The sequence below is a fragment of the Duganella sp. FT27W genome (genome assembly GCF_009295655.1).
In the GTDB taxonomy this organism is placed as follows: domain Bacteria; phylum Pseudomonadota; class Gammaproteobacteria; order Burkholderiales; family Burkholderiaceae_D; genus Rugamonas; species Rugamonas zoogloeoides.
Window position 1 is genome coordinate 172,284 of the sequence record NZ_WHIV01000005.1, and the last position, 26,725, is coordinate 199,008.

Annotated in this window: 25 protein-coding genes; 13 read left to right on the top strand and 12 right to left on the bottom strand. The window is 63.4% G+C overall.

Features of this window, described 5'->3' with window-relative positions; all coding sequences use genetic code 11:
* The first annotated feature begins 13 nt into the window (after window positions 1-13).
* Together F8197_RS22800 and F8197_RS22805 are read left to right on the top strand one after the other, a co-directional pair.
* Window positions 14-1,051 (top strand): AI-2E family transporter, encoded by a 1,038-nt coding sequence (locus tag F8197_RS22800; protein WP_152883834.1) that lies wholly within the window; start codon window positions 14-16, stop codon window positions 1,049-1,051.
* Window positions 1,048-1,464, top strand: coding sequence for a DUF2809 domain-containing protein (locus F8197_RS22805; protein WP_373996948.1), 417 nt, complete (start codon window positions 1,048-1,050; stop codon window positions 1,462-1,464). The genes F8197_RS22800 and F8197_RS22805 overlap by 4 nt, the downstream gene beginning before the upstream one ends.
* On the opposite strand, the gene F8197_RS22810 is transcribed toward F8197_RS22805, so the two are convergent.
* The 4 genes from F8197_RS22810 to nhaR all read right to left on the bottom strand — a co-directional run bounded on the left by F8197_RS22810 (window position 1,457) and on the right by nhaR (window position 4,778).
* The gene (locus F8197_RS22810; RefSeq protein WP_193333538.1) at window positions 1,457-1,927 is read right to left on the bottom strand and encodes a PIN domain-containing protein; all 471 of its coding nucleotides are present in this window, start codon (window positions 1,925-1,927) and stop codon (window positions 1,457-1,459) included. The two genes, F8197_RS22805 and F8197_RS22810, sit on opposite strands and share 8 nt — an antisense overlap.
* Window positions 1,927-2,178 carry a hypothetical protein gene (locus F8197_RS22815; protein ID WP_152883838.1) on the bottom strand — a complete coding sequence of 84 codons (252 nt, stop codon included), beginning with the start codon at window positions 2,176-2,178 and terminating at the stop codon, window positions 1,927-1,929. Before F8197_RS22815 ends, F8197_RS22810 begins: the two co-directional genes overlap by 1 nt.
* Before the next feature lie 61 nt (window positions 2,179-2,239).
* Window positions 2,240-3,577 (bottom strand): hemolysin family protein, encoded by a 1,338-nt coding sequence (locus F8197_RS22820; RefSeq protein WP_056137653.1) that lies wholly within the window; start codon window positions 3,575-3,577, stop codon window positions 2,240-2,242.
* 295 nt (window positions 3,578-3,872) lie between these two features.
* Window positions 3,873-4,778 carry a transcriptional activator NhaR gene (nhaR, locus tag F8197_RS22825; protein ID WP_373996949.1) on the bottom strand — a complete coding sequence of 302 codons (906 nt, stop codon included), beginning with the start codon at window positions 4,776-4,778 and terminating at the stop codon, window positions 3,873-3,875.
* Between the two features lie 124 nt (window positions 4,779-4,902).
* On the opposite strand from nhaR, the gene F8197_RS22830 reads away from it, so the two are divergent.
* The 9 genes from F8197_RS22830 (at window position 4,903) to F8197_RS22870 (ending at window position 13,402) form a co-directional block, all read left to right on the top strand.
* Window positions 4,903-5,958, top strand: coding sequence for a DUF475 domain-containing protein (locus tag F8197_RS22830; protein ID WP_019921393.1), 1,056 nt, complete (start codon window positions 4,903-4,905; stop codon window positions 5,956-5,958).
* 97 nt (window positions 5,959-6,055) lie between these two features.
* Complete coding sequence (locus F8197_RS22835) at window positions 6,056-6,631, top strand: TerD family protein (RefSeq protein WP_019921394.1); 576 nt, start codon at window positions 6,056-6,058, stop codon at window positions 6,629-6,631.
* An 18-nt stretch (window positions 6,632-6,649) separates the two neighbouring features.
* Window positions 6,650-7,342, top strand: coding sequence for a TIGR00266 family protein (locus tag F8197_RS22840; RefSeq protein WP_056137650.1), 693 nt, complete (start codon window positions 6,650-6,652; stop codon window positions 7,340-7,342).
* A gap of 26 nt (window positions 7,343-7,368) precedes the next feature.
* On the top strand, window positions 7,369-7,950 hold the full coding sequence (locus F8197_RS22845) for a TerD family protein (protein ID WP_056137649.1): 582 nt from the start codon (window positions 7,369-7,371) through the stop codon (window positions 7,948-7,950).
* Between the two features lie 101 nt (window positions 7,951-8,051).
* On the top strand, window positions 8,052-8,882 hold the full coding sequence (locus F8197_RS22850) for an HDOD domain-containing protein (protein WP_152883841.1): 831 nt from the start codon (window positions 8,052-8,054) through the stop codon (window positions 8,880-8,882).
* A gap of 127 nt (window positions 8,883-9,009) precedes the next feature.
* Window positions 9,010-9,795: a FadR/GntR family transcriptional regulator gene (locus F8197_RS22855; protein WP_152883843.1), complete on the top strand. Its 786-nt coding sequence runs from the start codon at window positions 9,010-9,012 to the stop codon at window positions 9,793-9,795.
* A 189-nt stretch (window positions 9,796-9,984) separates the two neighbouring features.
* Window positions 9,985-10,893, top strand: a complete 909-nt coding sequence (kdgD, locus tag F8197_RS22860; RefSeq protein WP_152883845.1) for a 5-dehydro-4-deoxyglucarate dehydratase — start codon at window positions 9,985-9,987, stop codon at window positions 10,891-10,893.
* A gap of 71 nt (window positions 10,894-10,964) precedes the next feature.
* On the top strand, window positions 10,965-12,539 hold the full coding sequence (locus F8197_RS22865; protein WP_152883846.1) for an aldehyde dehydrogenase (NADP(+)): 1,575 nt from the start codon (window positions 10,965-10,967) through the stop codon (window positions 12,537-12,539).
* A complete protein-coding gene (locus F8197_RS22870) occupies window positions 12,527-13,402 on the top strand; it encodes an SMP-30/gluconolactonase/LRE family protein (RefSeq protein ID WP_152883848.1) in 876 nt (291 codons plus the stop codon). Before F8197_RS22865 ends, F8197_RS22870 begins: the two co-directional genes overlap by 13 nt.
* Before the next feature lie 62 nt (window positions 13,403-13,464).
* On the opposite strand, the gene F8197_RS22875 is transcribed toward F8197_RS22870, so the two are convergent.
* From F8197_RS22875 to F8197_RS22890, 4 genes are all read right to left on the bottom strand, one after another.
* Window positions 13,465-15,315 carry a glycoside hydrolase family 28 protein gene (locus tag F8197_RS22875; RefSeq protein WP_152883850.1) on the bottom strand — a complete coding sequence of 617 codons (1,851 nt, stop codon included), beginning with the start codon at window positions 15,313-15,315 and terminating at the stop codon, window positions 13,465-13,467.
* A gap of 12 nt (window positions 15,316-15,327) precedes the next feature.
* The gene (locus tag F8197_RS22880; RefSeq protein WP_152883852.1) at window positions 15,328-16,755 is read right to left on the bottom strand and encodes a pectinesterase family protein; all 1,428 of its coding nucleotides are present in this window, start codon (window positions 16,753-16,755) and stop codon (window positions 15,328-15,330) included.
* Window positions 16,752-17,558 (bottom strand): rhamnogalacturonan acetylesterase, encoded by an 807-nt coding sequence (locus F8197_RS22885; protein ID WP_152883853.1) that lies wholly within the window; start codon window positions 17,556-17,558, stop codon window positions 16,752-16,754. The genes F8197_RS22880 and F8197_RS22885 overlap by 4 nt, the downstream gene beginning before the upstream one ends.
* Window positions 17,559-17,718: 160 nt before the next feature.
* Window positions 17,719-18,417 (bottom strand): FadR/GntR family transcriptional regulator, encoded by a 699-nt coding sequence (locus F8197_RS22890; RefSeq protein WP_193333539.1) that lies wholly within the window; start codon window positions 18,415-18,417, stop codon window positions 17,719-17,721.
* Between the two features lie 414 nt (window positions 18,418-18,831).
* Between F8197_RS22890 and garD the strand changes: the two genes are divergently transcribed.
* Together garD and F8197_RS22900 are read left to right on the top strand one after the other, a co-directional pair.
* Window positions 18,832-20,352 carry a galactarate dehydratase gene (gene garD, locus F8197_RS22895; RefSeq protein WP_152884580.1) on the top strand — a complete coding sequence of 507 codons (1,521 nt, stop codon included), beginning with the start codon at window positions 18,832-18,834 and terminating at the stop codon, window positions 20,350-20,352.
* Window positions 20,353-20,431: 79 nt separating this feature from the next.
* Entirely contained in the window at window positions 20,432-21,238 is an 807-nt protein-coding gene (locus tag F8197_RS22900) for an NAD(P)-dependent oxidoreductase (protein WP_026637209.1), read from the top strand.
* On the opposite strand, the gene F8197_RS22905 is transcribed toward F8197_RS22900, so the two are convergent.
* The 4 genes from F8197_RS22905 to F8197_RS22920 form a co-directional block, all read right to left on the bottom strand.
* Window positions 21,228-23,615 (bottom strand): type II CAAX endopeptidase family protein, encoded by a 2,388-nt coding sequence (locus tag F8197_RS22905; RefSeq protein ID WP_152883856.1) that lies wholly within the window; start codon window positions 23,613-23,615, stop codon window positions 21,228-21,230. The genes F8197_RS22900 and F8197_RS22905 overlap by 11 nt on opposite strands.
* Window positions 23,608-24,345, bottom strand: a complete 738-nt coding sequence (locus F8197_RS22910; RefSeq protein ID WP_152883858.1) for an ABC transporter ATP-binding protein — start codon at window positions 24,343-24,345, stop codon at window positions 23,608-23,610. The genes F8197_RS22905 and F8197_RS22910 overlap by 8 nt, the downstream gene beginning before the upstream one ends.
* 1 nt (window position 24,346) lies before the next feature.
* Window positions 24,347-26,098: a gamma-glutamyltransferase gene (gene ggt, locus F8197_RS22915; RefSeq protein ID WP_193333540.1), complete on the bottom strand. Its 1,752-nt coding sequence runs from the start codon at window positions 26,096-26,098 to the stop codon at window positions 24,347-24,349.
* Window positions 26,099-26,168: 70 nt separating this feature from the next.
* A complete protein-coding gene (locus F8197_RS22920; protein ID WP_152883860.1) occupies window positions 26,169-26,690 on the bottom strand; it encodes a hypothetical protein in 522 nt (173 codons plus the stop codon).
* Window positions 26,691-26,725 lie beyond the last annotated feature (35 nt).

Sequence of the window (26,725 nt, forward strand, 5' to 3'; positions counted from 1 at the left end):
CTGCGGAGCCGGCATGCGCCAACGCTTTCAACCCTTCACCCGGCTCGCCGCCGTCATCCTGCTGGTCATCGGCTGCCTGATCGTGTTGCGCCCGTTCGTGGCCGCCATCCTGTTCGCCTGCGCCATCACCATTTCAAGCTGGCCGCTGTACTTGCGCCTGCTGAACAAGGTCAAGGGCCGGCGCTCGCTGGCCGCCGCCATCATGAGCGTGGGCCTGACCTTGTTGATTCTGGTGCCGCTCGCGCTGGTGACCTGGAATATCGCCGACAACGCCGCCTCGTTCTACGACCATTTCAAAGCCAGCCTCGGCAGCGGCACGCTGGCGCCGCCGGCCTGGCTGCGCGACCTGCCGCTGGTGGGCGAGATGATCGACACGTATTTGCGCCGCCTGCTGGGCAGCCGCGAGGAATTGCTCAACGTCGCCAAGAACCTGCTCGAACCGGCGCGCCACCTGCTGCTCGGTGGCGGTGTGCTGCTGGGCAGCGGCGTGGCCCAGGTGAGCCTGGCCGTGTTCGTCAGCTTCTTCCTGTACCGCGACGGCGTCACCATGCTGTCGTCGCTGGGCCGGGCCATGGACAAGCTGATCGGCGCCGAGCAGGCAACGTCGGTATCGGACACCATCAGCCGCACCGTGCGCGGCGTGATGTACGGCTTGCTGGGCACGGCGCTGGCGCAATCGGTGGTGGCGGCGGTGGGCTTTTTGATCGCCGGCGTGCCGGCCGTGGCGCTGCTGTCGGTGGCCACCTTCCTGTTCTCGCTGATTCCGGTGGGGCCGCCAATCATCTGGATCGGCGCCACCATCTGGCTGTTCGACCACGGCCAGACCGGCTGGGCCATCTTCATGGCCGTGTGGGGCGTGCTGTTGATCAGCGGCGTCGATAACGTGGTCAAGCCGCTCTTGATCAGCCGTGGCAGCAGCTTGCCGTTCATCCTGGTGCTGCTGGGCGTGATGGGTGGCGTGCTGGCGTTCGGCTTTGTCGGGCTGTTCATCGGTCCGACCCTGCTGGCGGTAGGCATGGGGCTGCTGCGCAACTACACCGCGCAGGTGTGAGTTTTCCCCTCAAGCCGCGCAACCGGCTGGTGTACGGCGCGATGGTGCTGACGGTCATTGCGCTGGGCCTGGCGTCGCGCCGGTATCCCGGCCTGTTTCCGGCCGCGCTGGGCAAGTACCCGGGCGACGCGCTGTGGACCATGATGGTGTTCTTCGGCCTGGCCGTGATCGCACCGCGCTCGAGCGTTGCCCGGCTGGTGCTGGGCGCGCTGGCGATTTCTTACGTGGTGGAGTTCGGCCAGTTGTTCCAGGCGCCATGGATCGTGGCCGTGCGCGCCCATCCGCTCGGGCACCTGGTGCTGGGGACGGCGTTTGGCTGGATGGACCTGGTGGCGTACACGGTGGGGGCGGTGGTGGCATTCGTGATCGAGTCGGCAATCCGGCGCGACCGGTGTGATTGCAGTATTACCTGACGACCGTAGTTGCGACCCAATGTTTGACTGTTTGTCCGCCTGAGGCATCTTCGTTCAACCATTGGCCCTGATACGGCGTGTAATGCGCGACCATTTTGAAGTCTGCCGCGTTGCGGGTCAGGAGAACGCGGCCGGTCACGAACGCCGTGGCCGCGATAATGGAATCGGGCAGGCGTTTTTTTCCATGCCCCCGGCCAGTCGCCGGATTCTTGTTGAATGCCGCCGCCAGTTTGATGATCTGGTCGTTTGTGTGGATCACTTGCAGGGTTTGCGCCCATCGTCCGGCTTCAACAAACGTCTCGAACATAGCGAGCTCATCCGGTTCGCAGCCGGACGCGACCTCGGCGAAGCTGATGGCGCTCATGGCAATGTCAATGTGGTTATCCAGCACCATTTTGGCATCAGGCACGCCGCCGAGTACATCGATCCAGATGTTGGTATCGATCAGGACCGGTGCGTCCACTACCATGCTGCACGGTGCTGATTTTGATAGTCGATGCCATCAACAGGGCCGCCTTCGCGATCCTTCCAGAGGCCGACAATCATGGCAACCGCTTTGCGGTGCATGATCAGGCGTTCGGCCTTGAGTCGGGCATCTTGCTCGGCTGTGCAGTAACGAACTTCTGCTTCAGCAACCTGCAGGTGCGTTGCACCAGTATCAGGCGGCGGAACTTCGTCGTACGGCGCGGTTTTCTTCGGTTTTGCGTTTCCCATGATGTGCTCCCCATGTACTCACTACATCCCTGGTGCGGTTCATGGGCTGGAGGCTTTAGCCCTAGTCCAGATCCGCATTATCCTCAGTATCGTCCTTCGGTATCACTTTGACCAGCAAGATACGCGGTCCGTTCATTTTTTTTGCCACGATATCGAAATGGCGGAAACTGATGCGCTGGCCCTGCTTGGGGATATCGCCGAGCTTGACCATGATCAGGCCGCCCACCGATTCCACTTCCTCCATGCCCAGTTCCTCGTTCTCGATATCGATGCCCAGGGTGCGTTCGAGCGAGAAGATCGGCAGGCTGGCCTTGCCGATCAGGGTGCCGTCCGGTTGCTTGAGCCAGTCGTTTTCGTTGAGGCGGAATTCGTCGTGGATTTCGCCCACCATCGCGCCCAGCAGGTTGTCGAGCGTGATGAAGCCGACCGGCCGCTTGTTTTTTTCGCCGATCAGCGCGAAGTGGGGCGCGCCGTCGCGGAAGCGGCGGAACTGTTCCAGCGCTGGTGTGCGCGCCGAGATGGTTTCCACCGGACGCAGGAACGGCACCAGGTCGGTGATCGGCTTGCCCGACTGCTGGGCGAAGAACAGGTCTTTCAGGTGCACCACGCCCAGCACGGTCTCGCCGTCGCGGTCGTAATACGGGTAGCGGCTGAAGCGGTTGCGCAGCATGGTGTCGAGATTGTCGGCCAGCGTGCGGCTCGCGTGCAGGCTGATTACCTCGTTAATCGGACGCATCAGGTCGGAGACGGCCAGGTCGGAAAAATCGAGCGAGTGGGCCAGGATGTTGCGCTCGTCCTTGTTGAACTTTTCGCCGGGCTGGCTGGTGCGCAGGATCAGCTTGAGCTCTTCGACCGAGTAATGGCTGTCGTGGCCGCCTTTGCCGGCCAGGCCCGCGATGCGCAGCACCATGTTGGCGCTGGCGTTGAGCACCCAGATGAACGGGTACATGATCCAGTAGAAGACATACAGCGGCGGCGCGCACCACAGGCCCACCACCTCCGGCATGCGGATCGCCAGCGATTTCGGCGCCAGCTCGCCCACCACGATGTGCAGGAACGAAATCACGCTGAAGGCAAACACGAAGGCGATGCCGTGTACCACCTCGGGCTTGGTGATGCCGATGGCGGTGAGCAGCGGCTCGAGCAGGCTGGCAAACGCCGGTTCGCCCACCCAGCCCAGGCCCAGCGAGGCCAGCGTGATGCCCAACTGGCAGGCCGACAGGTAGGCATCGAGCTCGCCGTGCACCTTGCCGAGTATGCGCCCCCGTAGTCCCTGCGTCTTGGCAATTGCCCGTACCCGGGTTTTACGCAGCGTGACAATGCCGAACTCGGCCGCCACAAAGAATCCATTGAGCGCGACCAGAAATAGGGCGAGCACGACAAGCAGAACGTTTTGCATAGGGGCCGAGCGGCGAATTTCTTCGTATAAAACGCTTATCTTAAACGACAGCGGCCCAAAGCAGCACGAATTGCCTCTTTCGGGAGGGGCAAGGTGGATGGGAGCGCCTGACAAAGCCTTCAGAGCAAGGCGCAGCGACGAAGACAGTACGGCTGTACGGCAAGGAGCTGCAACGCCGCTCTGGCGGTTTTAGATGAGCGCCTGACAAAGCCTTCAGAGCAAGGCGCAGCGACGAAGACAGTACGAATGTACGGCAAGGCGCTGCAACGCCGCTCTGGAGGCTTGGTCAGGTGCTCTAGTGGGCGAAAAGGCCGCTGTGGACGGTGGAGATAATGGCCTCGATAGCAGGGTGACGAATCTTGCGTTCGTTGGAAATGGCATAGAAATGCTCGCGCAGCTCGGGCGCGTCGCCGACCAGCACGGCGCCGAGCTGGTCTTCGATATCGTGCGCCAGCGCCGACGGCGCGAAAAACAGGCCCATGCCGTTGCGCCCGAACGTGTTGAGCATGGCGTTGTCTTCGAATTCGCCGGCGATCTCGGCGCGCACCTTGTGTTGCACCAGCCAGGTGTCGATGCGTCCGCGCAGCGCATTGTTGCGGGTGGGTACTAGTAATGGCGCGTGGTGCAGGCTGGCCGGGAAGTTGCCCCGGTATTTTTCCGCCAGGCGCGGCACGCCGAACAGTTTCATGTCGCTCTCGCCCAGCAGGTGGCTGAACACTTTCAGGCTGCCGCCGGCGCGCACGGTGCGGTCGGTCAGTACCACGTCGAGCTTGCCCAAGGCGAGATCGGCCAGCAGGTTTTCGAATTCGTCCTCCATGCATACCAGCCGCACCTGCTTGTTCATGGTTTGCGTGGCCTGCAGCAGGCGGAACGCGATCAGCTTGGGCAGCGAATCGGAAATACCCACCGTGAGCCGCATCTTGCCGGCCTCGGCTTCATCGAGCGCATCTTGCAACTGGTCGCCCAGCAGGAAAATCTGCTCGCAATAGCTGAAGGCCAGCCGGCCGGCCTCGGTGGGCACCAGGCGCCGGCCCTGCGGTTCCAGTAGTTGCTTGCCAATTGAAAGCTCAAGGGCGGACAGTTGCATGCTGATGGTCTGCACGGCCAGCCCCAGCCGCTCGGCCGCCCGCGTGACGCCGCCCTCCTTGGCAACGATCCAGAAAAAGTACAAATGACGGTAGTTCAAGCCGCTGGTTTTCACATTTAACCCTTCAATTATTCCGAAGTAATACTTCAATTATCTTCTATTTTTAAATAGGTTGTCAGGGTCTATACTCGACCGGTCAATTCATAACCAGATTCACTACTTATAACGAGAGAAATCCATGAAGCATTTCAGAATTTCCTTCCTCGTGACCTTCATCTGCCTGGGTTTGGCCGGCTGGTGGGGTTACGAGCTGGGCGGATGGAGCGGGGCGCTGTCGGCGTTCGGCGTGGCGGTGATTCTGGCGGCGATGGAAGTGTCGCTGTCGTTCGATAACGCGGTGGTCAACGCGTCGGTCCTGAAGAACTGGGACGAGTTCTGGCAAAAGCTGTTCCTGGGCCTGGGCATCATCATTGCCGTGTTCGGTATGCGATTGCTGTTCCCGCTGGTCATCGTGGCCGTGGCGGCCGACATCAGCATCATGGATGTGTGGACCCTGGCGCTGAACGACCCGAAAACCTATTCGATGCACCTGACCAACCACCACGCGGAAGTGGCGGCCTTCGGCGGCATGTTCCTGCTGCTGGTGTTCCTGAACTTCCTGCTCGACGACGACAAGGAAGTGCACTGGCTCGGTAACTTCGAGAAGAAACTCGGTTCGCTCGGCAAGGTGTCGTCGATCTCCGTGATGATTTCGCTGGCGGTACTGCTGGGCTGCATGAGCATCGTGACCGAAGCGCAAAAACTGGTCGTGCTGATCTCGGGCCTGTGGGGCATCCTGGTGTACGTTGGCGTTGACGCCATCAGCAGCCTGCTGGAAAAAGAGGAAGAAGGCGGCAGCGATGTCGGCGACATGGTCAAAAAGGGCGGTATCGGTGGTTTCCTGTACCTCGAAGTGCTCGATGCATCGTTCAGCTTTGACGGCGTGATCGGCGCGTTTGCCATCACCACCGACGTCGTGATCATCATGCTGGGCCTGGCCATTGGCGCGATGTTCGTGCGTTCGATGACGGTGTACCTGGTAAAAAAGGGTACGCTCGACCAGTTCGTGTACCTTGAACACGGCGCCCACTACGCCATCGGTATTTTGGCCGCGATCATGTTGGCCAGTATGAAGTTCCACGTGCCGGAAATCTTTACCGGCCTGATTGGTGTGGCGTTCATTGCCGCCTCGGTCTGGTCGTCGATTCGTTACCGTCGCCAGCAGGAAGCCACTGCGGCTATCGCAGCGAAGTAACGAACCAGGAACACAGCGCGCCGTCTGATACGGACACGGCGCGCTGCACTGTAGTACCCCTTGTCCGGTTTTCTTTTTATTATTAAGGAGTTTTACCATGGCAATCAGTCTGCAAAAAGGCGGTAACGTTAATCTGAGCAAAGAAGCCCCAGGCCTGTCGAAAATCATCGTCGGCCTCGGCTGGGACGTGCGCTCCACCGATGGCAGCGCGTTCGACCTGGACGGTTCTGCATTCCTGCTCAAGGCCGACGGCAAAGTCCGCGCCGACAACGACTTTATCTTCTACAACAACCTCAAGTCGTCCGACGGCGCCGTCACCCACTCCGGTGACAACCGCACCGGCGACGGCGCTGGCGACGACGAAACCGTCACCATCGACCTGTCCACCGTACCGGCCGACATCGAGCGCATCGCCATCTGCGTGACCATTCACGACGGCGACGCCCGCAAGCAGAACTTCGGCCAGGTGCAAAAAGCCTACGTGCGCACCGTCAACGCCGCCGGCGAAGCGGAAATTGCCCGCTACGACCTGTCGGAAGACGGTTCGACCGAGTCGGCCATGATCTTCGGCGAGGTGTATCGCAACGGCGCCGAGTGGAAATTCAAGGCCGTGGGCCAGGGCTTCAAGGGCGGCCTCGGTCCCCTCGCTGCCTCGTTCGGCGTCAGCGTTTAAACCAGGAAAGGGTTCGTCATGCCTAAATTTTCGGTGACCGGTGATATCGATCCGTTCCTGCATGTGTCGCTGGCACGCGGTGAAAAGATTTACTGCGAGTCCGATGCGATGGTGATGATGGAGGAGGCGCTTGACCTCAAGGGCAAGATGACCGGCGGCATCGGTGCCGCCATCATGCGGCGCTTTGCCAACGGCGAATCCTTCTTCCAGCAGCATATCGAAGCGGTACGCGGCGACGGCGATTGCCTGCTGTCGCCGCGGTTGCCGGGCGCGGTGCAAATTCTCGACGTCGGCAAGGAGCAGTACATGCTCAGCGACGGCGCCTTCGTGGCGGCGTCCGAAACAGTGGAGCTGAAGGTGCGCACGCAAAGCGTGGGCAATGCGCTGTTCGCCCAGAGTGGCGGCTTCTTCATCACCGAAACCTCCGGCAACGGCCAGGTGGCGGTGTCGGGCTTCGGTTCGATGTCGGAGCTGGAAGTGACGCCCGGGCGCGATGTCGTCATCGACAACTCGCACGTGGTGGCGTGGGACAACCGCCTGCGCTACGAAATCTCGGTCACCACCGGTGGCAGCAGCGGCTTCCTCGGCAACCTGGTCAACAGCCAGACCAGTGGCGAAGGCATGGTGCTGCGCTTTTCCGGCAGCGGCAAGGTCCTGATCTGCTCGCGCAACAGCACGGCGTTCAAGACCTGGGTGCAAACCCCCGCGTAATAAACCAACAAACAAGGAGAACAAACATGTCAGTCAGTTTGAGCAAGGGCCAGAAGATCAATCTGGAAAAAGAAGGCGGCGGCGCCCTCGGCAAGGTCACCATGGGCCTGGGCTGGGATGCCATCAAGACCAAGGGTTTCCTCGGTTTCGGCTCGAAGAGCGAAGCGGTCGATCTCGACGCGTCGGTCGTCATGTTCGACGAAGGCAATCGTCCGGTGGACGTGATCTGGTTCCGCCAGCTGCGCAGCAAGGACGGCAGCGTGGTCCACACCGGTGACAACCGCACCGGCGCCGGCGACGGCGACGACGAACAAATCAACGTCGATCTGAACGCTGTGCCACCAACGGTTAAAAGCCTGGTGTTTACCGTCAACAGCTTCACCGGCCAGACCTTCTCGCAGGTGGAAAACGCCTACTGCCGCCTGATCGACGCCAACAACGGCCAGGAAGTCGCCCGCTTCAACCTGTCGGTGCAAGGCCCGCACTCGGCCCAGATCATGGCCAAGGTTTACCGTCACAACGGTGCCTGGAAAATGCACGCCATCGGCGAAAACGGCAACGGCCGTACCTTCGACGACCTGCTGCCGCAAATTTCCGCGCACCTGTAATCGAGCAGTTGTAGTACCGTAGCAAAGCCCCGCGTACCGGCGCGGGGCCCCTTTCATTAAAGCAGTTGAAGCGGTCTTTGTCGTGACGCTATAATGTTGCCATGCTTAAACTCAACCAGATCTCGCACATCGTCACGCAAGCTGCGCGCGGCGAGCTGGTCTTTCCTACCAGTGTCAATGCCGCCCTGCGCCTGCAGATGACCCTGGCCGATCCCGATTGCGATACCGAAGATGTGCTGCGCCGCGTGCTGGCCGAACCGGTCCTGGCCGCCCGTACCGTGGCGCTGGCCAATGCTGCCGTGTTCAACCGCAGCGGCACGCCGATCACCAGCGTGCGCGCAGCGGTGGCGCGCGTGGGCTACCGCCACCTGTACTCGATGGCGGCAGCGATGGTGGTGCGCCAGTTCGGCGCCCGCATCCGTGATCTGCGGCTGCGCGCCCAGGCCGAGCAGCTGTGGCGCCACACGGCCCATGTCGCCGCGTTGTCGTATGTGATTGCCGGCAAGCTCACCGCCACCGATCCCGACACCGCGCTGTTTGCCGGCATCATCCACGAAGCAGGGGGCTTTTACCTGCTGTCGCAGGCCGACGATATGCCGGGCCTGCTCGACGATCCTGCCGACTGGCTCGGCGCGCCGCAGGAAATCATTGCCCGCGAGCTCATGAAAAAGCTGTGCATACCCGATCCGGTGGCGCTGGCCGTGGTTTCTCTGCCCGGCGCCACGCTCACGCCGCCGCCGCTCGGTCTGCGCGATACCTTGCTCATCGCCAAACACCTGGCGCCGGTGGCTTCGCCGCTGGCGTCGAAACAGGAAGCGGCCCAAGGCCCGGCCGGTCTGGCCGGCTTTATCGATGACAACGCCGCGCTCGAGCAGATCCTGCGCGACTCGCACGACGATGCTGCCTCGATGAGCGCTGCACTACTGGTCTGATTGCCCGCTTTTGTGGCATAAACGATGTGTTAATCATCATTTTGACCAGAAATAGGCCATCGTCTGGTTATCGGCGCCGCTGCATGGGCGATAATGGCAACAGTCGTCATACAACAAACTCATTACCATGAATCACACCGCAGCAGCCGCCATTCCCGCCGAGGGGCACGTCACCCCGGCGCCGGCGCCAATCGCGTCGCCGCGCAAGAAACACCGCAACCTCGCCCAGGGCGTGGTGGAAAGCTTTACCCAGACCATACAGGCCGGCACCCTGAAACCAGGCGAAAAGCTGCCGACCGAGTCGGTGATCATGGAAATGCACGGCGTCAGCCGCACGGTGGTGCGCGAAGCGATTTCGCACCTGCAGGCAGCAGGCCTGGTGCAAACCCGCCATGGCATCGGCACCTTCGTGCTGGCGCCGCAACCGGCCAACCTGCGCATTTCGTCCGACACCATCCGCACCATTGGCGACGTGCTGTCCATCCTGGAACTGCGTATCAGCCTGGAAACCGAAGCGGCCTGGCTGGCGGCCACCCGCCGCAGCGAAGAGCAGGTGCAGCAAATGGGCGAAGCGCTGGCGCGCATCCAGAGCTCGGCCGGCCAGCCCGGTTCGGTGGAGGCGGATGTCCATTTCCACCTGTTGATCGCGCAATCGACCGGCAACCGTTATTTTGTCGATATCCTGAGCGACCTCGGCAACACCATCATCCCGCGCGCGCGCGTAAACTCCGCGCAACTGGCCCATTCTGACCCGGCCGCGTACCTGGAGCGCGTCAACCGCGAGCACGACGACATCTATCGCGCCATCCTGCGCCAGGATGCCGAAGCAGCGCGCGCGGCCATGCGTACCCACCTGAGCAACAGCCGTGAGCGCCTGCGCCGGGCCCAGGAGGGCATTGCCCCGGACGCCTGACGGCCAGCGGCTGGCAATCAAATTCTTGACTGTTTTGCCGCGCGGCCACAGACCGTGTGGCGGTTCTCAGGAAAGTGCTTGCCCCCGCTCGGATATGGTTGTACGATGTCATACAACCGGTGCAGATGATCTTGTTCACACCGCGTGAGACCCCTTCCACACATTAGATGTCGATTCTTGGAGACTGTTATGCAACCGAATGACCTGAAAAAAATCCTTTCCTCTGGCCTGCTGTCGTTCCCTATTACCGACTTCGATGCCCAGGGTGACTTCAACAAGAAATCGTACATCGAGCGCCTGGAGTGGCTGTCGCCATTCGGCGCCAGCGCGCTGTTCGCTGCCGGCGGCACGGGCGAGTTCTTCTCGCTGACCCCACAAGAATTCCCTGAAATCATCAAAACCGCTGTCGATACCTGCCGTGGCCAAGTGCCGATCCTGGCCGGCGTCGGTGGTCCGACCCGCGTTGCCGCTGCGTACGCCAAAGAAGCCGAGAAAGCCGGCGCCCAAGGCCTGCTGCTGCTGCCACATTACCTGACCGAAGCGAGCCAGGACGGCCTGATCGAGCACGTTGCCGAGGTCTGCAAAGCCACCAACCTGGGCGTGGTCGTGTACAACCGCGCCAACTGCCGCCTGACCCCTGATTCGCTGGCCCGTCTGGCCGACCGTTGCCCTAACCTGATCGGCTTCAAGGACGGCATCGGCGACATCGAACTGATGGTCTCGATCTGGCGCAAAATGGGCGACCGCTTCAGCTACCTGGGCGGCCTGCCTACCGCCGAAGTGTACGCCGCTGCCTACAAGGCCATCGGTACTCCGGTATACTCGTCGGCAGTGTTCAACTTCGTGCCACAACTGGCGATGGACTTCTACCATGCAGTTGCTGCGGACAACTTCGCAGAACAAAACCGCATGATCGACGAGTTCTTCCTGCCATACCTGGAAATCCGCAACCGCAAAGCCGGTTACGCCGTCAGCATCGTCAAGGCCGGCGCCCGCCTGGTTGGCCACGATGCCGGTCCGGTCCGCGCTCCGCTGACCGACCTGACTGCGGAAGAATGCGACATGCTGGACAAACTGATCAAAAAACAAGCCAAGTAATTTGAAGCCTGTTTTCTGATTTGAATTCAAGCGCGGCTGGTCCGCGCTTTTCACACATCTAAGGAGTCGATATGCAAGTAGCTGGCGAAATGATCATTGGCGGTAAAGCACTGGTAGGTAAAGAGGGCACGATCAAGGCGATCGACCCATCGCGCAACGTCGAAATCGAACCGGCGTTCGGCCTGGCCAGCGCCGCCGACCTGGAACAAGCGGCCCAACTGGCCGACGCAGCTTTTGATCCGTACCGCGCCACCAGCCTGGAAGTGCGCGCCAAGTTCCTCGAAACCATCGCTGACCGCATCATGGATCTGGGCCCGGCCCTGATCGAGCGCGCGATGCAGGAAACCGGCCTGCCGCAAGCCCGCCTCGAAGGCGAGCGCGGTCGTACCGTCAATCAACTGAAACTGTTTGCCAAAGTCGTGCGCGACGGCCGCTTCCAGTCGGCCACGCTCGACAGCGCGCTGCCGGAACGCACCCCGCCACGCCCTGACCTGCGCCTGCGCAAAATCGGCCTGGGCCCGGTCGCCGTGTTCGGCGCGTCGAATTTCCCGCTGGCGTTCTCGGTCGCTGGTGGCGATACCGCTTCGGCGCTGGCTGCCGGTTGCCCGGTCATCGTCAAGGCCCACTCGGCCCACCTCGGCACGTCCGAGCTGGTCGGTAAAGCCGTGTCGAAAGCGGTGGAAGAGTCGGGCCTGCCAGCTGGCGTGTTCTCGATGATCATCGGTTCGGGCCAGACCGTGGGCCAGGCCCTGGTCAGCCATCCAGCCATCAAGGCCGTGGGCTTTACCGGCTCGCGCGCCGGTGGCCTGGCGCTGATGAAAACCGCTGCCGAACGCAAGGAACCAATCCCTGTGTACGCCGAAATGAGCTCGATCAACCCGGTATTCCTGCTGCCAGGCGCGTTGGACAACGCCAAGCTGCCGCAAGCGTTTGCCGATTCGCTGACCATGGGCGCCGGCCAGTTCTGCACCAACCCAGGTTTGCTGATCGGTATCAAGGGCGACAAGCTGCAAGCATTCGTTGACGCCACCGCCGGCACCATCGGCGCCAAGGCTGCTTCGACCATGCTGACCCCGGGCATCCACAAAGCGTACGTGTCGGGCGTGAAAAACCTGGCCGGCGTGGAAGGCGTAGAGCAAGTCGCTGTTGGTCAAAGCACCGAAGCCCCATGCGCCGCGCAAGCATTCCTGTACCAGGTACCAGCCAAGAAATTCCTGGCCGACGACAAGCTGGAAGGCGAAATCTTCGGACCAACTTCGCTGCTGGTGGTAGCGGAAGACGAAGCCGAGCTGCTGGCTGTTGCCAACCACGTCGAAGGTCAGCTGACCGGCGCCGTGCACGCTACCGCCGATGACCGCGAACTGGCTGCCCGCCTGCTGCCGATCCTCGAGCGCAAAGTGGGCCGCATCCTGTTCAACGGCTTCGGCACCGGCGTGGAAGTGGCGCATGCCATGGTCCACGGCGGCCCGTTCCCATCGACGTCCGACAGCCGCACCACCTCGGTGGGCGCGTCGGCCATCGACCGCTTCCTGCGTCCGGTCAGCTACCAGGACGTACCGTCGTACCTGCTGCCAACTTCGCTGACTGACGAAAATCCGGAAAAACTTCCGCGCATCGTCAACGGTGACCTGGTATGGAACGCGTAAGCGACATCAAGTGTGCGGTGGGGGAAAGCCCCACCTGGAGCGCAGCGGAATCGGTCTTCTATTGGACCGACATTCCCGCCAGGCGCATCTGGCGCCTCGACCCCGTGTCGGGCGCCACGCGGTTCTGGACCCTGGACGAGATGGCAGGCTGCGTCGCGACCCGGGCCGGCGGCGGCCTGATTGCCGGCATGGAAACCGGCATGTTCCAGCTCGATCTTGGTGAAGCGCAAGCGGCCACCCAGACCAGGCTGGCCACACCGGGCGCGGATCTGGGCGAAGGCATGCGCTTCAACGACGGTCGTTGCGACCGCCAGGGCCGGTTTTTGTCTGGCACCATGTTCATGGACATGGGCCAGGCGCGCCCGGTGGGCAAGCTGTATCGCTACGACAGCCGTGGCATCTCGGCACCGATGGTCTCCGCCCTGCTCACGCAGAACGGCCTCGGCTTTTCGCCCGATGGCCGTACCATGTACCTGTCCGATTCGCATCCGTTGCGGCGCATGGTCTGGGCGTTCGACTACGACATCGACGATGGCGTACCGACCAACCAGCGCGTGTTTGCCGATCTGACCAAGTCGGTGGGCCGGCCCGATGGCGCGGCAGTCGATAGCGAAGGTTGTTACTGGGTCTGCGGCAACGACGGCGGCTACATCCTGCGCTTCACGCCGCAGGGCAAGCTTGACCGCAAGCTTGATGTGCCGATGTTGAAACCGGCCATGTGCGCGTTCGGCGGCAAGAACCTGGACCAGTTGCTGGTGACGTCGATTCCGTCCGGGAAACCGGAAGATGCGGAGTGGGGCGGGGCGGTGATTTTGCTCGAGCCTGGGGTCAAAGGCATTGCGGAAACGCCGTTCGGGGCTTGATGGCGTAGCAAAGTAAAAAGGCAGATGCGGAAGCACCTGCCTTTTTTTATTTTGATGATGACTTATGCCGGCGCGTTCAAGGTCTGGTTGTACACCTTGCCCGCAATGGTGACGTTCTTGAGCGTCACCCCCTTCACGTTATACATGAACCACGGTTCGGCCGCGTTGGTCGGCGCACCAAAATCGCAGTCGGTGATCGTCACGTCCGTGATCGGCACCACCGGCGGCGCCGGTTGCGGGCCGTTATAGTCGGAAGCGACGGGGCCGAGCAGCATGATGGCCTGGAAGCAGGAGCCGGTCTTGCCGTCCTTCGTCACATTCCCAACCCGCACGTTCGAGATGTGGATGTTGTTGACCACCGGTGGCCTGGTGCGCACGTGGTCGGCGGTGGGGATGTAGTCGCAGTCGAACGCCACCACGGCGCCGGCAGCGGTGGCCACCTGCTTGCCGTTGATCGGCGAGTCGGGGAAGGTGGCGTAGTGCGAGGCCGTCAACTGCACGCCGTTCGGGATCGACACGTCGCGCACGTAGAAATTGCGCAGGTAGCCGCCGCGATTGAGGTTGGTCTTCAGGCGGATGGCGATGTTGAGCGGGTTGGTTTGCCAGTTGGCGTTCTGGAACACCAGCTTTTGCGCGAACACGTTCTGGATGCCGCCGGCCATCTCGCTGCCCAGCGTGACGGCGCCGTGGCCGCTGTGCATGATGCAGTTCTGGATCACGATGTTTTGCGACGGGCCGTATTGCGTGTCCTGGTTCTTGCCGGCCTTGATGGCGATGCAGTCGTCGCCGGTGTCGAAGGTGCAGTCTTCCACCAGCACGTGGTCGCACGCTTCGGGATCGAAGCCGTCGCTGTTGGGGCCATGGCTTTCGCAGTGCACCTTGCGGATCACCAGGTTGCGACAATGGACCGGGTGGTGCATCCAGAACGGCGTGCGCATCACGTGGTAACCCTGCAGCAGCACGTTGGTGCAGCCAATAATCTGGATCATCGGCGGACGCAAATAATGGCCCACGCCAAAGACGCGCTTGGCCAGTCGTACACCTGCTTCCGACAGCGACGGCAGGTACTTGGCGTCCGTCCTCCAGGTCTGGTCCTTGCCTTCGATGAGCGCGCGCTCGGCGTCGGTGATCCCGGGCGCGACGTCCGCCAGCGATTTGGCGTTGTTCGGGTTCTCGGTATTTTCCGACATTTTGCCGGCGACGAAATTGGGCGTGTTGCCCTGGCCGATCGAGTTGATGGTTTTTTGCTTGCCCTTCCAGGTCCACCAGCAATCGCCCGCTTCGTTGAACGGCACACCGCCCTGGCCGTCGAGCACGCTGGTCCAGTCTTCGCCGGTCAGTGCGATATTGTCCTGGCCATAGGCGTAAATCATCGACGAGTAATTGAGACAGTCGTTGCTCTGCCAGCGTGAGATCACCAGCTTGCCGTTCTTGCCGCAGTCGATGTCGCCGTACTTGGCGTAGTCGGCCGGGTCGTGGCTGAAGTAGATGTGCGCGCCCGCGCTCAAATGCACGTTGACGTTCGACAGCAGCACGATCGGGCCGGCGCAGTACCAGTTCCCGGCCGGGATCACCACGCGGCCACCGCCCGCTTCGTGGCACGCCTTGATGGCGGCCTTGATGGCGCCGTAGCAGTCGGGCGATTTGGCGGCGGGTGTGGCCAGCGTGTCCTGTCCCTCGAACGATACCCAGGCCTTGATGTTGGTGAGCTTGCACGGCTTGGCGCCGAACTTGGTCACCACGAAATCCTGCTTGCGGAATTTAAGCGGCTTCGAGACGTGGTCGATGATGGCTTGCGCCTGCAGCCACGGATCGGGCGCCACGGCAGCACTGGCGGGCAGGCCCAGCGTGATGCCTGCCGCCGGCAGGGCTTTCATCAGGTTGCGGCGCCGGGTATTGATAGTGAGGGTCATGCAGTCTCCTTGTTATTCATCGTCGTGTTGGTTATTGAATTCCGCGACAAAGATGGCGGCCGGCGACGGCTGCTCGCCGTAGCCCAGGTCTTTCACCGGATCGATGCCGTTCCTGGCCAGGTTGTGCCAGTAATCGTTGCTGCTGTACTGGACCGGCCGGTAGGCAATCGCTCCCGGCCTGTTCCAGTCCGCCCACGGACGCTGGCGGTTGATGTGGGCGCCGATACGGGAGTTCAGCACCACCATCTTGCCCACGGTTTCCAGCGTGGTTTTGGTGAGTGTGCCGACCGGCGCGCGATACACGTCCGTCGTACCGAGCGTGCAGCTGTACCCGGTCAACGCGAGCCTGGCGTACGGTGTGCACTTGGAGTTGTGGAACCACTGGCGCAGCAGGTGGAACTGGCCGGCGCGGGCGTTGCTTGAGCCATCGTGCGTGAAGCGGCTGCTGTCGAACACGAAGCCATATCTGGTTTTGATGTTGGTGTTCGGTGCGGCCACGTACGACACGCCGCGGTCGCCCAGCGTCCTGATCTCGCTCTGGTAAAAATACGCGGTGCTGTCGCCGAAAATGAAATCGACATCGCCTTCGATGTACGACTTGTTGAAGAAGCTGCGTGTGCTGGTCGCTACCGCCTTGGCCTTCACGTACAGTGTGTCCTGGAAGCCGATCAGGCGCACGTTCTCGAACTGCGCCTTGTCGGCGCCGTCCACTTGCAGCGCCAGCGCCTGGTGGTGGACGTTGTTCACATTGGGGAGCGCTTCCGCGCGGGCGTTGCCGATGTCCTTGTTGTAGCCGTTCTCGAACGTCAGGTTGCGGGCCTGGAAGCCGTCGCTTTGCACCCACACGGTGGCCGTGCCGAAGGTGCGGATCTGGTCGCGGTCTTTCACGCTGTCGAACATGGCGCGGATCTCGGGCGCCACGGCGGCAAACTGCGCGATGTACAAGGCCGTGTAGTCGGCGCCGGTGGCGGACGCATCGAGTTTGGCCGTGATACGGGTGGCGGCGGCATCCTTGCCGTCGCCGTATAGCGTGATTGGCGCCGCCACGGCCGGCACGTACACCAGTTCCGGGTAGGTGCCCGGTTTGACCAGCAGGTACAGGCGCTTGGTTGGCGCGGCGCGGCTGTCGGCCACCGCGCGGCTGACCGCCGCCTGCACCGTGTTGAAGATCTTGACGCCATCGGCCTTGGCCGCTTGGTCCACCACGTAGTCAGGCGTAAAGGCTGCGCCGCGCGCCAGCGGATCGGCCAGCGGGTCCCACGGATCGATCCGTTCGCTGCCGGCCGGGCCCACATACTTGAGCACTTCGCCGTAGGCATAGTGTCTGGCCTGTTCGACTGTCAGTTGCGGGCGCCGCGCCGGTTCGCTTTGGGCCTGGGCGCTGCCAGAACACGTCAGCAGCAACAGCGCCGTCGCGGCTGCACGTACGGTGGCCGTCATGGACGTGGTGCGATGAACAGGCCTGCCGACACCGGCACCGCCGTTTTCATTTCGCCCACCACCATGTCGGCGAAATAGGCCGCGCCCTTGGGGCCGAGGTGGGTGTAGTCGAACGCGGACTTGGCGGCGCCGGCCACTTCCACGTTGCCGGCCGTGAGCGCAGCGGGATCTTTTTTCGCCGGCGGCGGTTCCACCGCAAAGGTATCCGCCTGTTCGGACCCCATTGCCTGCACGGCGGCAAAGCTGTCGGCGTTGAGGTCGAGCAGCGCCACCTGCTGCGCCTTGGCGGTGGCGCGGATCACGTCGGCCCACGGCACCAGGTTGTTTTGCAGGACGCCGCCGACGAAGCTGCGCCTGGTGAGCGGGGTGACCAGCACCGGGATACCGCCCAGCGCTTTTACTTCCTGCGCGTAGCGCGCCATATTGGCCGGGAACTCGGTGGCGAGATCGGTGGAGCGGCCCGGTTTGCCCGGCTGGTCGTTGTGACCGAACTGGATCAGCACATACGTGGTGCTGTAGGCGGCAGCGCCGCGCAGCAGGCCTTCGACTTCGTCCCAGCGGCCCTCGGCGCGGAAGCTGCCGGAGCTGCGGCCACCCTTGGCCAGGTTGATGCAGGTATTGGCGCGGTGGACGCGGGCGCAGAAGGCGTCGCCGTAGCCGCTGTTGCTGGCCATGGTGGAGTCGCCCACCAGGATCAGGCGCGCCGGCTTGGCTGGTTCGGCCGCGTGCACCGGCGCGGACATCAGGGTGGCGGAGGTGGCAACGCACGAGGCAAAGGCGGCTAAGATCAGGCGGGTAATCATGGTCTTCTCACAGGCAGTTGGCGCGGACCGCGGTGTGCCGGTCCGGCGCCGGGTTGGCGACTGTTTTTTTGGACGACTGTTGTGCAAAGCACACGTGCAGCACGACCAGCCGGAAACACTCAATAAGTTGATCGCCGCGCGCGGCGGTCGGATGAAGCGGTCAGCCGCGCGAGAACGTACGCGTCACGCGTTCGAGGTGGGCGCGCATGGCTTTGCGGGCGGCGGCCGGATCGTGGGCGGCGATGGCTTCCAGGATGCGGCGGTGATCCTTGAGCGTCTCCTGGCGCAGTTCCTCGGTCTGGAAGTGCTCCTTGAGCTTGTGCCACAGCCGGCCGCGCTGGTCCCACAAGTAGTTGAGCGAACCGACCAGCGCGCTGTTACCGGTGGCGCGGGCGATCGCCAGGTGGAAGTTGCGGTCGGCCTGCTCGTTGCTCGAGTAGTTGGCGTGGCTCTGCTCCATCTCGACCACGGCCTGCAGGATGGCGTCGATGGCGCTGTCGGTGGCCACGCGGGCGGCAATCGCGGCAATCTCGGCTTCGATCAGGCGCCGCGCGGACAGCACTTCGAACGGGCCGGGGCCCACTTCCGGCAGGTCGGCAGGCGCGGGGCGCTCGCTGACATACACGCCGGAGCCGCCGCGCACCTCGATCACGCCACCCAGTTCGAGCGCGATCAGCGCTTCGCGCAGCGAGGCGCGGCTGACACTGAGCTTGGTGGCAAGGTCGCGTTCGGAGGGCAGGCGTTCGCCGGGAGCGATATTTTCGGTGCGGATCAGGTCCTGGATGCGGTCCGCCACCACGCGGTAGAGGCGCGCTTCATGGACATGCGGGTCGGGGAGTGCGGAAGTTCTCTTCTGCATCATTGTCTCGTTTTTTTAGGTATGGCTTTAGGGATAATTTCTCTGCCATTTGGTCAGGCCATTCTAAGGTGGTCTGACCAAATTGGTCAACGCGGACTAGCCAAATACTTTTTTAGGTGGCATACTCGGAGCGTCAAATAGCCTCCCGAGTACCGTGCCAATAGCTTGAAAATGCGATTAAAGCACGGTGGAATGCGGGTTGCAAGGGCGCGGTTTGTCCCCACATGAAAAAATTGGGCGGACCAATAACTAAATTGGCCTGACCAATTTGAAAGCCGAAAAAACAACGTTAGCCGGGTAGAGACTCCCGGAAAGGAAGCCAGAATGACGCCACCATCCAGCATTACCGATATCAAGCGTGTCCCTGCCACCGCCCCCGGCGCTACCCCGGTCAGCACCCCGCGCTACATCCTCATGCACGACAACGACAACGTCGCCATTGTCGTCAACGACGGCGGCCTGCCGGCCGGCGCCGTATTTGAAAACGGCCTGACTTTGCTCGAAGCCGTCCCGCAAGGCCACAAGGTGGCGCTGCGCGACCTGGCCAAGGGCGATGAAGTGATCCGCTACAACGTCACCATCGGCTTTGCCGGTGAAGACCTGCCGGCGGGCCGCTGGCTCAACGAAGGCAACGTGATCATGCCGGGCGCCCTGGGCCTCGAAGGCTTGCCGATCTCCACCCGCGCGCTGCCGAAGGCCGAGCCGCTGGAAGGCTACACCTTCCAGGGCTTCCGCAATCCGGACGGCAGCGTCGGCACCCGCAACATCCTGGGCATCACCACCACCGTGCAATGCGTCTCGGGCGTGGTGGAATTCGCCGTGGACCGCATCAAGAAAGAGCTGCTGCCCAAGTACCCGAACGTGGACGATGTCGTCTGCCTCGAACACACCTACGGCTGCGGCGTGGCGATCGACGCGCCCGGCGCCGAGATCCCGATCCGCACCGTGCGCAATATCGCACTGAACCCCAACTTCGGCGGCCAGGCCATGGTCGTGAGCCTTGGCTGCGAAAAGCTGCAGCCGACGCGCCTGTTCCCCAAGGGTTCGATCCCGATCCAGAACGAAGGCGGCGCCGACCCGGCGCTGGTCTGCCTGCAGGACGGCGAGCACGTGGGCTTCATGTCGATGATCGATTCGATCATGAAGCAGGCCGATACCAACCTGCAGCGCCTGAACGCGCGCCAGCGCGAAACCGTGCCGGCGTCCGAACTGGTGGTGGGCGTGCAGTGCGGCGGCAGCGATGCCTTCTCGGGCGTGACCGCCAACCCGGCCGTGGGCTTTGCCACCGATTTGCTGGTGCGTGCCGGCGCCACCGTGATGTTCTCGGAAACCACCGAGGTCCGTGACGGCATCGACCAATTGACTTCGCGCGCCGAAACGCCGGAAGTGGCCGCGGCCATGATCCGCGAGATGGCGTGGTACGACCGCTACCTCGACCACGGCGGCGTTGACCGCAGCGCCAACACCACGCCCGGTAACAAGAAGGGCGGTTTGTCCAACATCGTCGAGAAAGCCATGGGCTCGATCGTCAAGTCGGGCAGCAGTGCAATCAACGGCGTGATTAGTCCGGGTGAAAAGCTCAAACAGAAGGGTTTGATCTATGCCGCCACTCCCGCCAGCGATTTCATTTGCGGTACACTGCAACTGGCTGCGGGGATGAATGTTCACATCTTCACCACCGGTCGCGGCACCCCTTACGGCCTGGCCGAAGTCCCGGTGATCAAGGTCGCTACCCGCAACGATCTGGCCAAGCGCTGGCACGACCTGATGGACATCAACGCCGGCCGTATCGCCAGCGGCGACGCCACCATCGCGGACGTCGGCTGGGAGATGTTCCAGCTGGTGCTGGACGTGGCCAGCGGCCGCGAAACCTGGGCCGAAAAATGGAAGCTGCAAAACGCGCTCGTGCTGTTCAACCCGGCCCCGGTGACGTAACCGCATCGCGCGGTCGATCCCGGCCGGTTGGCAGCAAGCGTACTTTATAAGACTACAGTTACACAGATAAAAAGAGACTATGACTAAGCCATTCAAACGTTTGCTGCTGACCGGCGCTGCCGGCGGCCTGGGTAAGGTTCTGCGTGATCGCATCAAACCCTGGGCCGATGTAGTGGTACTGTCCGACATCGCCGACCTGGGCGAAGCCCGGGAGGGCGAGGAAATCATCCAGTGCGACCTGTCCGACAAGGCTGCGGTCATGCAGCTGCTTGAAGGCGTGGAAGCGGTGCTGCACTTCGGCGGCATCTCCACCGAGAACACGTTTGAAAACATCGTCCAGGCCAACATCATCGGCACCGCCAACCTGTACGAAGCAGCGCACAAGCACGGTACCCGCCGCATCATCTTCGCCAGCTCGAATCACACGGTCGGCTTTTACCGCAACACCGATTACATCGACGCCACCGCGCCCACCCGCCCGGACAGTTTTTACGGCGTGTCGAAATGCTTCGGCGAGCAGCTGGCCAGCTACTACTACGACCGCACCGGCCTCGAAACCGTCTGCCTGCGCATCGGCTCATCGTTCCCGGAACCGGCCGACCGCCGCATGATGGTCACGTGGCTCAGTTACGACGACCTAGTGGAAGCGCTGCGCAGCTCGCTGTTCGCCACCCGCGTGGGCTTTACCATCCTGTTCGGCACGTCCGACAACGACGTCGCCTGGTGGGACAACAGCAAGGCATCGCACATCGGCTACCGCCCCAAGGACAGCTCGAAGCAGTTCGACGGCAAGTTCCCCGACAGCGGCGTGTACCCGGACCCGAACAGCTCCGTCACGTACCACGGCGGCGCCTTTGCGCTGGCGCCGATGCGTTTCAAGGACTAGCAGCCAGCACCACCGCGTTGTACACCGCATGGACCAGCATGGGCGCGAGCAGCGTCCTGCTGCGTTCATAGGCCCACGCCGCGCAGCAGCCCAGCACGAACACGGGCAGCATTGCCAGCGGTGGATGCACCACCGCGAAGATCGCCGCGCTCGCCGCGAGCGCCTGCCAGGCCGGTATCGAACGGCGCAAGCCGCCGTAGATCAGGCCCCGGAAAATGAATTCCTCGCACAGCGGCGCCGCCACCACCGTCAACGCCACCATCCACAGCCCCGAATAGGCTACCGCATCGACCAGAGAATCGCCGGCCGGCAGCGGCACGTGCCACGCCTTGAGCGCGGCCAGGTACGCCAGCGCCACCGCGCAGGCCAGCGCACACGGCAGCACCGCGATTTTTATCGACGGCCACCAGCCCGCGCCGCGCAGTATCGCCGGCACGTCGGCAGTTTTTGCGCGCCAGTAAACCAGCCGCATCAGCGCATACACCAGCAGGCCGGCCACGCCGAAGGCTATCGTCAATGCCGGCAGCGTGGCCTGCGGTTTGCCTTGCATCAGCAGCAGCGCGACGATGGCCTGCACGATGAAAAAGCCGGTGGCGGCGATCAGGCCGTCGGAGGCCGATACCCGCGCCGGCGGCGACGCGCCCGTATCGAGCAGGTAGGGCAGGGCGTCGCGCGCCTTCTGCCACAGGGCCAGCGCCAGTGCGGCGCTCAGCACCATGATCACCACTTTCTGCGACCACACGCTGGTGTAGATCGACCACGTGTAAAAGCCGGCCAGCAGCAGGAACAGGTAGCTGTAGGTGGGGCGGATGCGCTTGTGCACTTCGATGGCCGTGGGATCGCACGCGAACACGCCCAGCGCCACGGCGATGGTGGAATAGATCGGAATGCCAGCCAGCACGATCGACAGCAGCACCAGCATCTGCCAGGTTGGCGCCGGCGCGGTGGCGAGGGTGAGCACGGCCACCATCAGCGGATAGACCAGGGCCAGCGCACCCCACAGCCGCGCCTTTTCCTTCAACACGCTTTCCACCGAATGGGGCACCGTGTACAGCAGCCACAGGGCGTTGCCCTCGTTGTTGAGGGTCTGGAAGGCCGACAGCATCAGTACATATACGCCGATGCCGAATGCAATCGCCGCCGCCACGGTCGGCATGGTGCCGAACTGGGAGAGGGTGTCCAGTTTGCCGTTGAACACCAGCTGGCTGCCCACCACGATCAGCGGCAGCACCAGGGTTTGCACCAGGAAGTTGCGGTCGCGCGCCAGCAGGCGCAGCTCGCGCCGCATCACCGGCGATAGCGGCAGGTGCAGGCCCGGCTTCTCCGGCGGCGTGGATGCGGCGGTCTTGCGCCCGCTCTCGCGCACGCCCGAGCCGACCACGCCATGGCGCAGTTGCCGGCGCATCAGCGCCACTCCCAGCCACAGCAGCAAGACCAGTTGCGCCGCCAGCAGCGCTGCCAGCATGGCGAATTGTGGCAGGCTTTGGGCCTGGATTGCCTGCAGCAGCACGCCGGGCGGCAGCCACAAGCCCCAGGCCGGAAAGCCGCGCGCCAGGTCCATCACGAAGCTGCTGGCGGCGGGCATGGACAGTGCGAACACCAGGTACAGCATGGGCGCGTTCAGCAGCGAGAGCAGCGCCTGCAGGTTGCGCAACTGCGCTGCCGCCAGCCACAGTCGCACGCCGGTGTCGGCCAGCGTGTGCAGCAGCGCTGCCAGCGGCAGCAGCAGCGCGGTGGCCAGCAGTGCGATCGGCACGGCGGTCCACTGGTAGCCGGAGTACCAGGCGATCATCGCGTACGGCGGAAACAGCGCGAAGGTGCCGGACAGGTTGCTGGCGCTGCGTTCCACCAGTCGCCCCCACAGCAGGGTGGAGCGCTCCACCGGCAGCGTCACCAGCCATTCGAGGTCCCAGTCCGGCTTGGCCAGCTCCTTGCCGGCCAGCGGCAGCAGCACCGAGATGGCGAACAGCGCGGTGAGCACCATCGCCAGGCCGCCCAGCAGGGAAGGATCGAATGGCGCCGCGTGCAGTTCGGCCGCTGCCGCCTCGAAGTTGAAGTAGCCGTTCCGGTTTGCGCCGGCCTGGGCGCAGGCGCCGCCGTCCACCAGCCGGCACTGCATATTGAGCACCGCCATACGCGACATGTTCAGGCACACGAACAGCATCAGCACCGCCACGACGGCCGAGATGATCCACATGCCGTTGCGCTTGCCGCCGTTGGCGACGCGGGTGACGGGGGCGCCGGCCTTCGGCGGTTTCTTTTTGCGGGCGAACACGCTGCCGACCTGGTTGAGCTGGCGTCGCAGCCGCATCCTGGTCATCAGCCATATCGCGCGCGCCGGGGACGGCGGTGCATGCACCGCGTGCTGGTCACGCATCGCCGGCAGCCGCGTCGTCGGTAATCTTGAGGAACACGTCTTCTAGCGAACCGCTGCTCGCCGCTTCGGCGCGGATGTCGTCAAGCGTGCCGGTGGCAACCAGCTGGCCCCGGTGGATGATGCCCACGCGGTCGCACAGCTTTTCGGCCATGTCGAGCAAATGGGTGGAAACAAAAATGGTGACGCCGCGCGCGGCGGCAGCCAGCAGCAGTTCCTGCACATCGCGCGAGGCGCGCGGATCGAGGCCGTTGATCGGTTCGTCGAGGATCAGCACCACCGGGTCGTGGATCAGCGCACAGGCCAGGCCCAGTCGCTTCTTCATGCCCAGCGAGTAGTTGACCGCGTAGTCTTCGCCCGCTTCTGCCAGGCCGAATTCCGCCAGCAGGCGTGCGCTGCGCGCTGCCGCCTCCGCGCGCGGATAGCCGTGCATCTCGGCTACAAAAGCCAGGATCTCGCGCCCGCGCAGGTAGTCGTAAAACACCGGCGTGTCGGGCAGGTAGCCCACCCGGCGCTTGACCTCGGCCGGCTGCGCGTGGCAATCGAAGCCGTCGATCAGGACCCGCCCGGCGCTGGGCACCAGGATGCCCATCATCATGCGGATGGTGGTGGTCTTGCCGGCGCCGTTGGGACCGAGGAAGCCGAACAGCTCCCCGCGCGGCACAGTCAGGTGCAACGGCTTGACGGCGTCAAACGCGCCGTAGGTCTTGGATAAACCCTGGAATTCGATCATGCTAATGCGCCGACTTTTGCACCATGGCGCTGCCCACGCCGTGGCGCCAGCCTTCGCTCACCGCCGTTACCGTGCCGTCCGGGTTGAACACCAGCGCGTTGGCGGCGCCGATTTCCTCGGGCTCCGCGCTCCAGCGCTGGCCGCGTTGGGCCAGCGCCTGCGCTGCCGGCAGCGCGGCGTACCCCGGTTCGATATCGGTGGCCATGCCGTTGCGCTCGGACAGGCGCGGCGCATCGACCGCCTGCGGCATGGTCAGGCCCAGGTCGATGTAATTGACGATGGTTTGCAGCACGGTGGTGATGATGGTGGCGCCGCCCGGGCTGCCGATCGAAAATGCCGGTTTGCCGTCCTTGAAGGCCAGCGTGGGCGACATGCTGCTGCGCGGACGCTTGCCCGCTTCCGGCACATTGGGCGCCGGACCGGAAAAGTCGAAATCGGTCATCTCGTTATTGAGCAGGAAGCCGTAACCGGGCACCACCATGCCGCTGCCGCCCCACGACTCAATGGTGTAGGTGTACGAGACGATATTGCCTTCCTTGTCGGCGACCGTCAGGTGCGTGGTGTGGGCGCCCTCGGCCAGCAGCTTGGCGCTGGCGGGACGCAGCGGCACGCTGGTGTCGTTCTGGAACGGATACGGATCGCCGGCCGGTGCGTGCAGCGTGGCGCGGGCCGGATCGATGGCTTCGCGGCGGCGCGCGGCATAGTCCTTGTTCAGCAGGCCGGCCACCGGGGCATCGATGAATTCCGGGTCGGCCAGGTAAGCGTTGCGGTCGGCAAAGGCCAGGCGGCTCGCTTCCAGGTACAGGTGCTCGACCTGCTCGCGCGGCATGGTTTTCAGGTCGTAGCCTTCGAGGATGTTGAGCGCTTCGGCAATCGCAATACCGCCCGAGCCGGGCAGCGGCATGCCATAGATGTCGTAGCCGCGATAGGTGCTGTGCACCGGCAGGCGCAGGCGTGCTTCGTAATTGGCCAGGTCGGCCATGCTCATGTTGCCGGGGCGGACGCTCACACCCGCCGCCACGGTGGGACGGTTGACGGCATCGACCACGGCACGGCCCATCTTGCCGGTATAAAAAGCCCTGACGCCGCCGGCGCCCAGTTCGCGGTACGCGCGCGCCAGGTCCGGGTTGCGCAGCACGCTGCCGGCTACCGGCGGCTTGCCGTTCTTGAGATAAATGGCGGCGGTGGCCGGGAATTTGCCGAACTTGTCGAGATTGATGCCGAGCAGCCGGGTGAAGTTGTCGTTGACAGTAAAGCCATCGGTGGCCACCTTGACGGCAGGCGCCAGCACCTGCTTGAACGACATCGAGCCGTAGCGGGTGAGCGCCTCGTCCCAGCCGCGCACGGTGCCGGGCACACCGACCGACATGCCGCTGGCCACCACGGTCTCGAAATCGATCGGCTTGCCCTGGTCGAGGAACACGGTCGGTGTGAAACTGGCGGGCGCGGTCTCGCGGTGGTCGATGGTGATCACGCGCTTGTCTTTGGCCAGGTAGATCACCATGAAGCCGCCGCCGCCGATGCCGCAGCTGAACGGATCGGTCACGCCCAGCGTGGCGGCGGCCGCCACTGCCGCATCGATGGCGTTGCCGCCCTGGTTGAGGATGGCGATCGCAGCTTTCGACGCCGGCTCGCTGATGGTGGCCACTGCACCGCCGGTACCGGTTGCCACCGGCGTTTTGGCCCAGGCTGGCGGCAGCGCCAGGGTGACAATGATGGTGGAAATCAGGATCGAACGGTGGCGCAGAATCATGGCGGTAGCTCTCGGGGCGGAAGTTACCGATAGCTTACCCGATCCTGCTGGCAATAAATCAACTATCCCGTTAGGCCGGCTTGGGCTGCGGCGCGACCGCCACGTTGCTCACCCGGATGCTGACCCGGTAATCGGGAATGATGTCGTTCTTGGGCGGCACCGCTTGCGGTTCGACGCCGGCCAGGGTGAAGGTCAGGCCGTCCTGCGTGACGCTGGTGGCGCCGTTGGGCATGCTGTCGGACAGGACGAAATTGCTGGTGGCGCCGTCCGGACGGGTGAGGCTGAAGCTGTAGCTGATGTAGCCGGCCCAGACGCACACGGCGCCTTCGCGGCAGCGGCTGTCATTGACGCGGTCGAGGCGCACGACAGGGGCGACCAGCGTGCCGGACTTGCCGCTGGCAGCGGGCTGGGCGGCTGGAGCGATCATGGCGCTGGCGCCTTGCGCCAGCACGTAGGTGGTGTTGAACGGTTGCTGCTGTGCTAAGGCAGCGGCGCGGCTGGTGCCGGATGCCGAGCCACAGGCATACAGCCCGGCCATTACGACCGTCAGCAGGGGCAGGACGATCAGCTGGCGCAAAATGGATTTCTTCATCTTGACCTCTCTGAATATTATGGTTAAAAATCTTA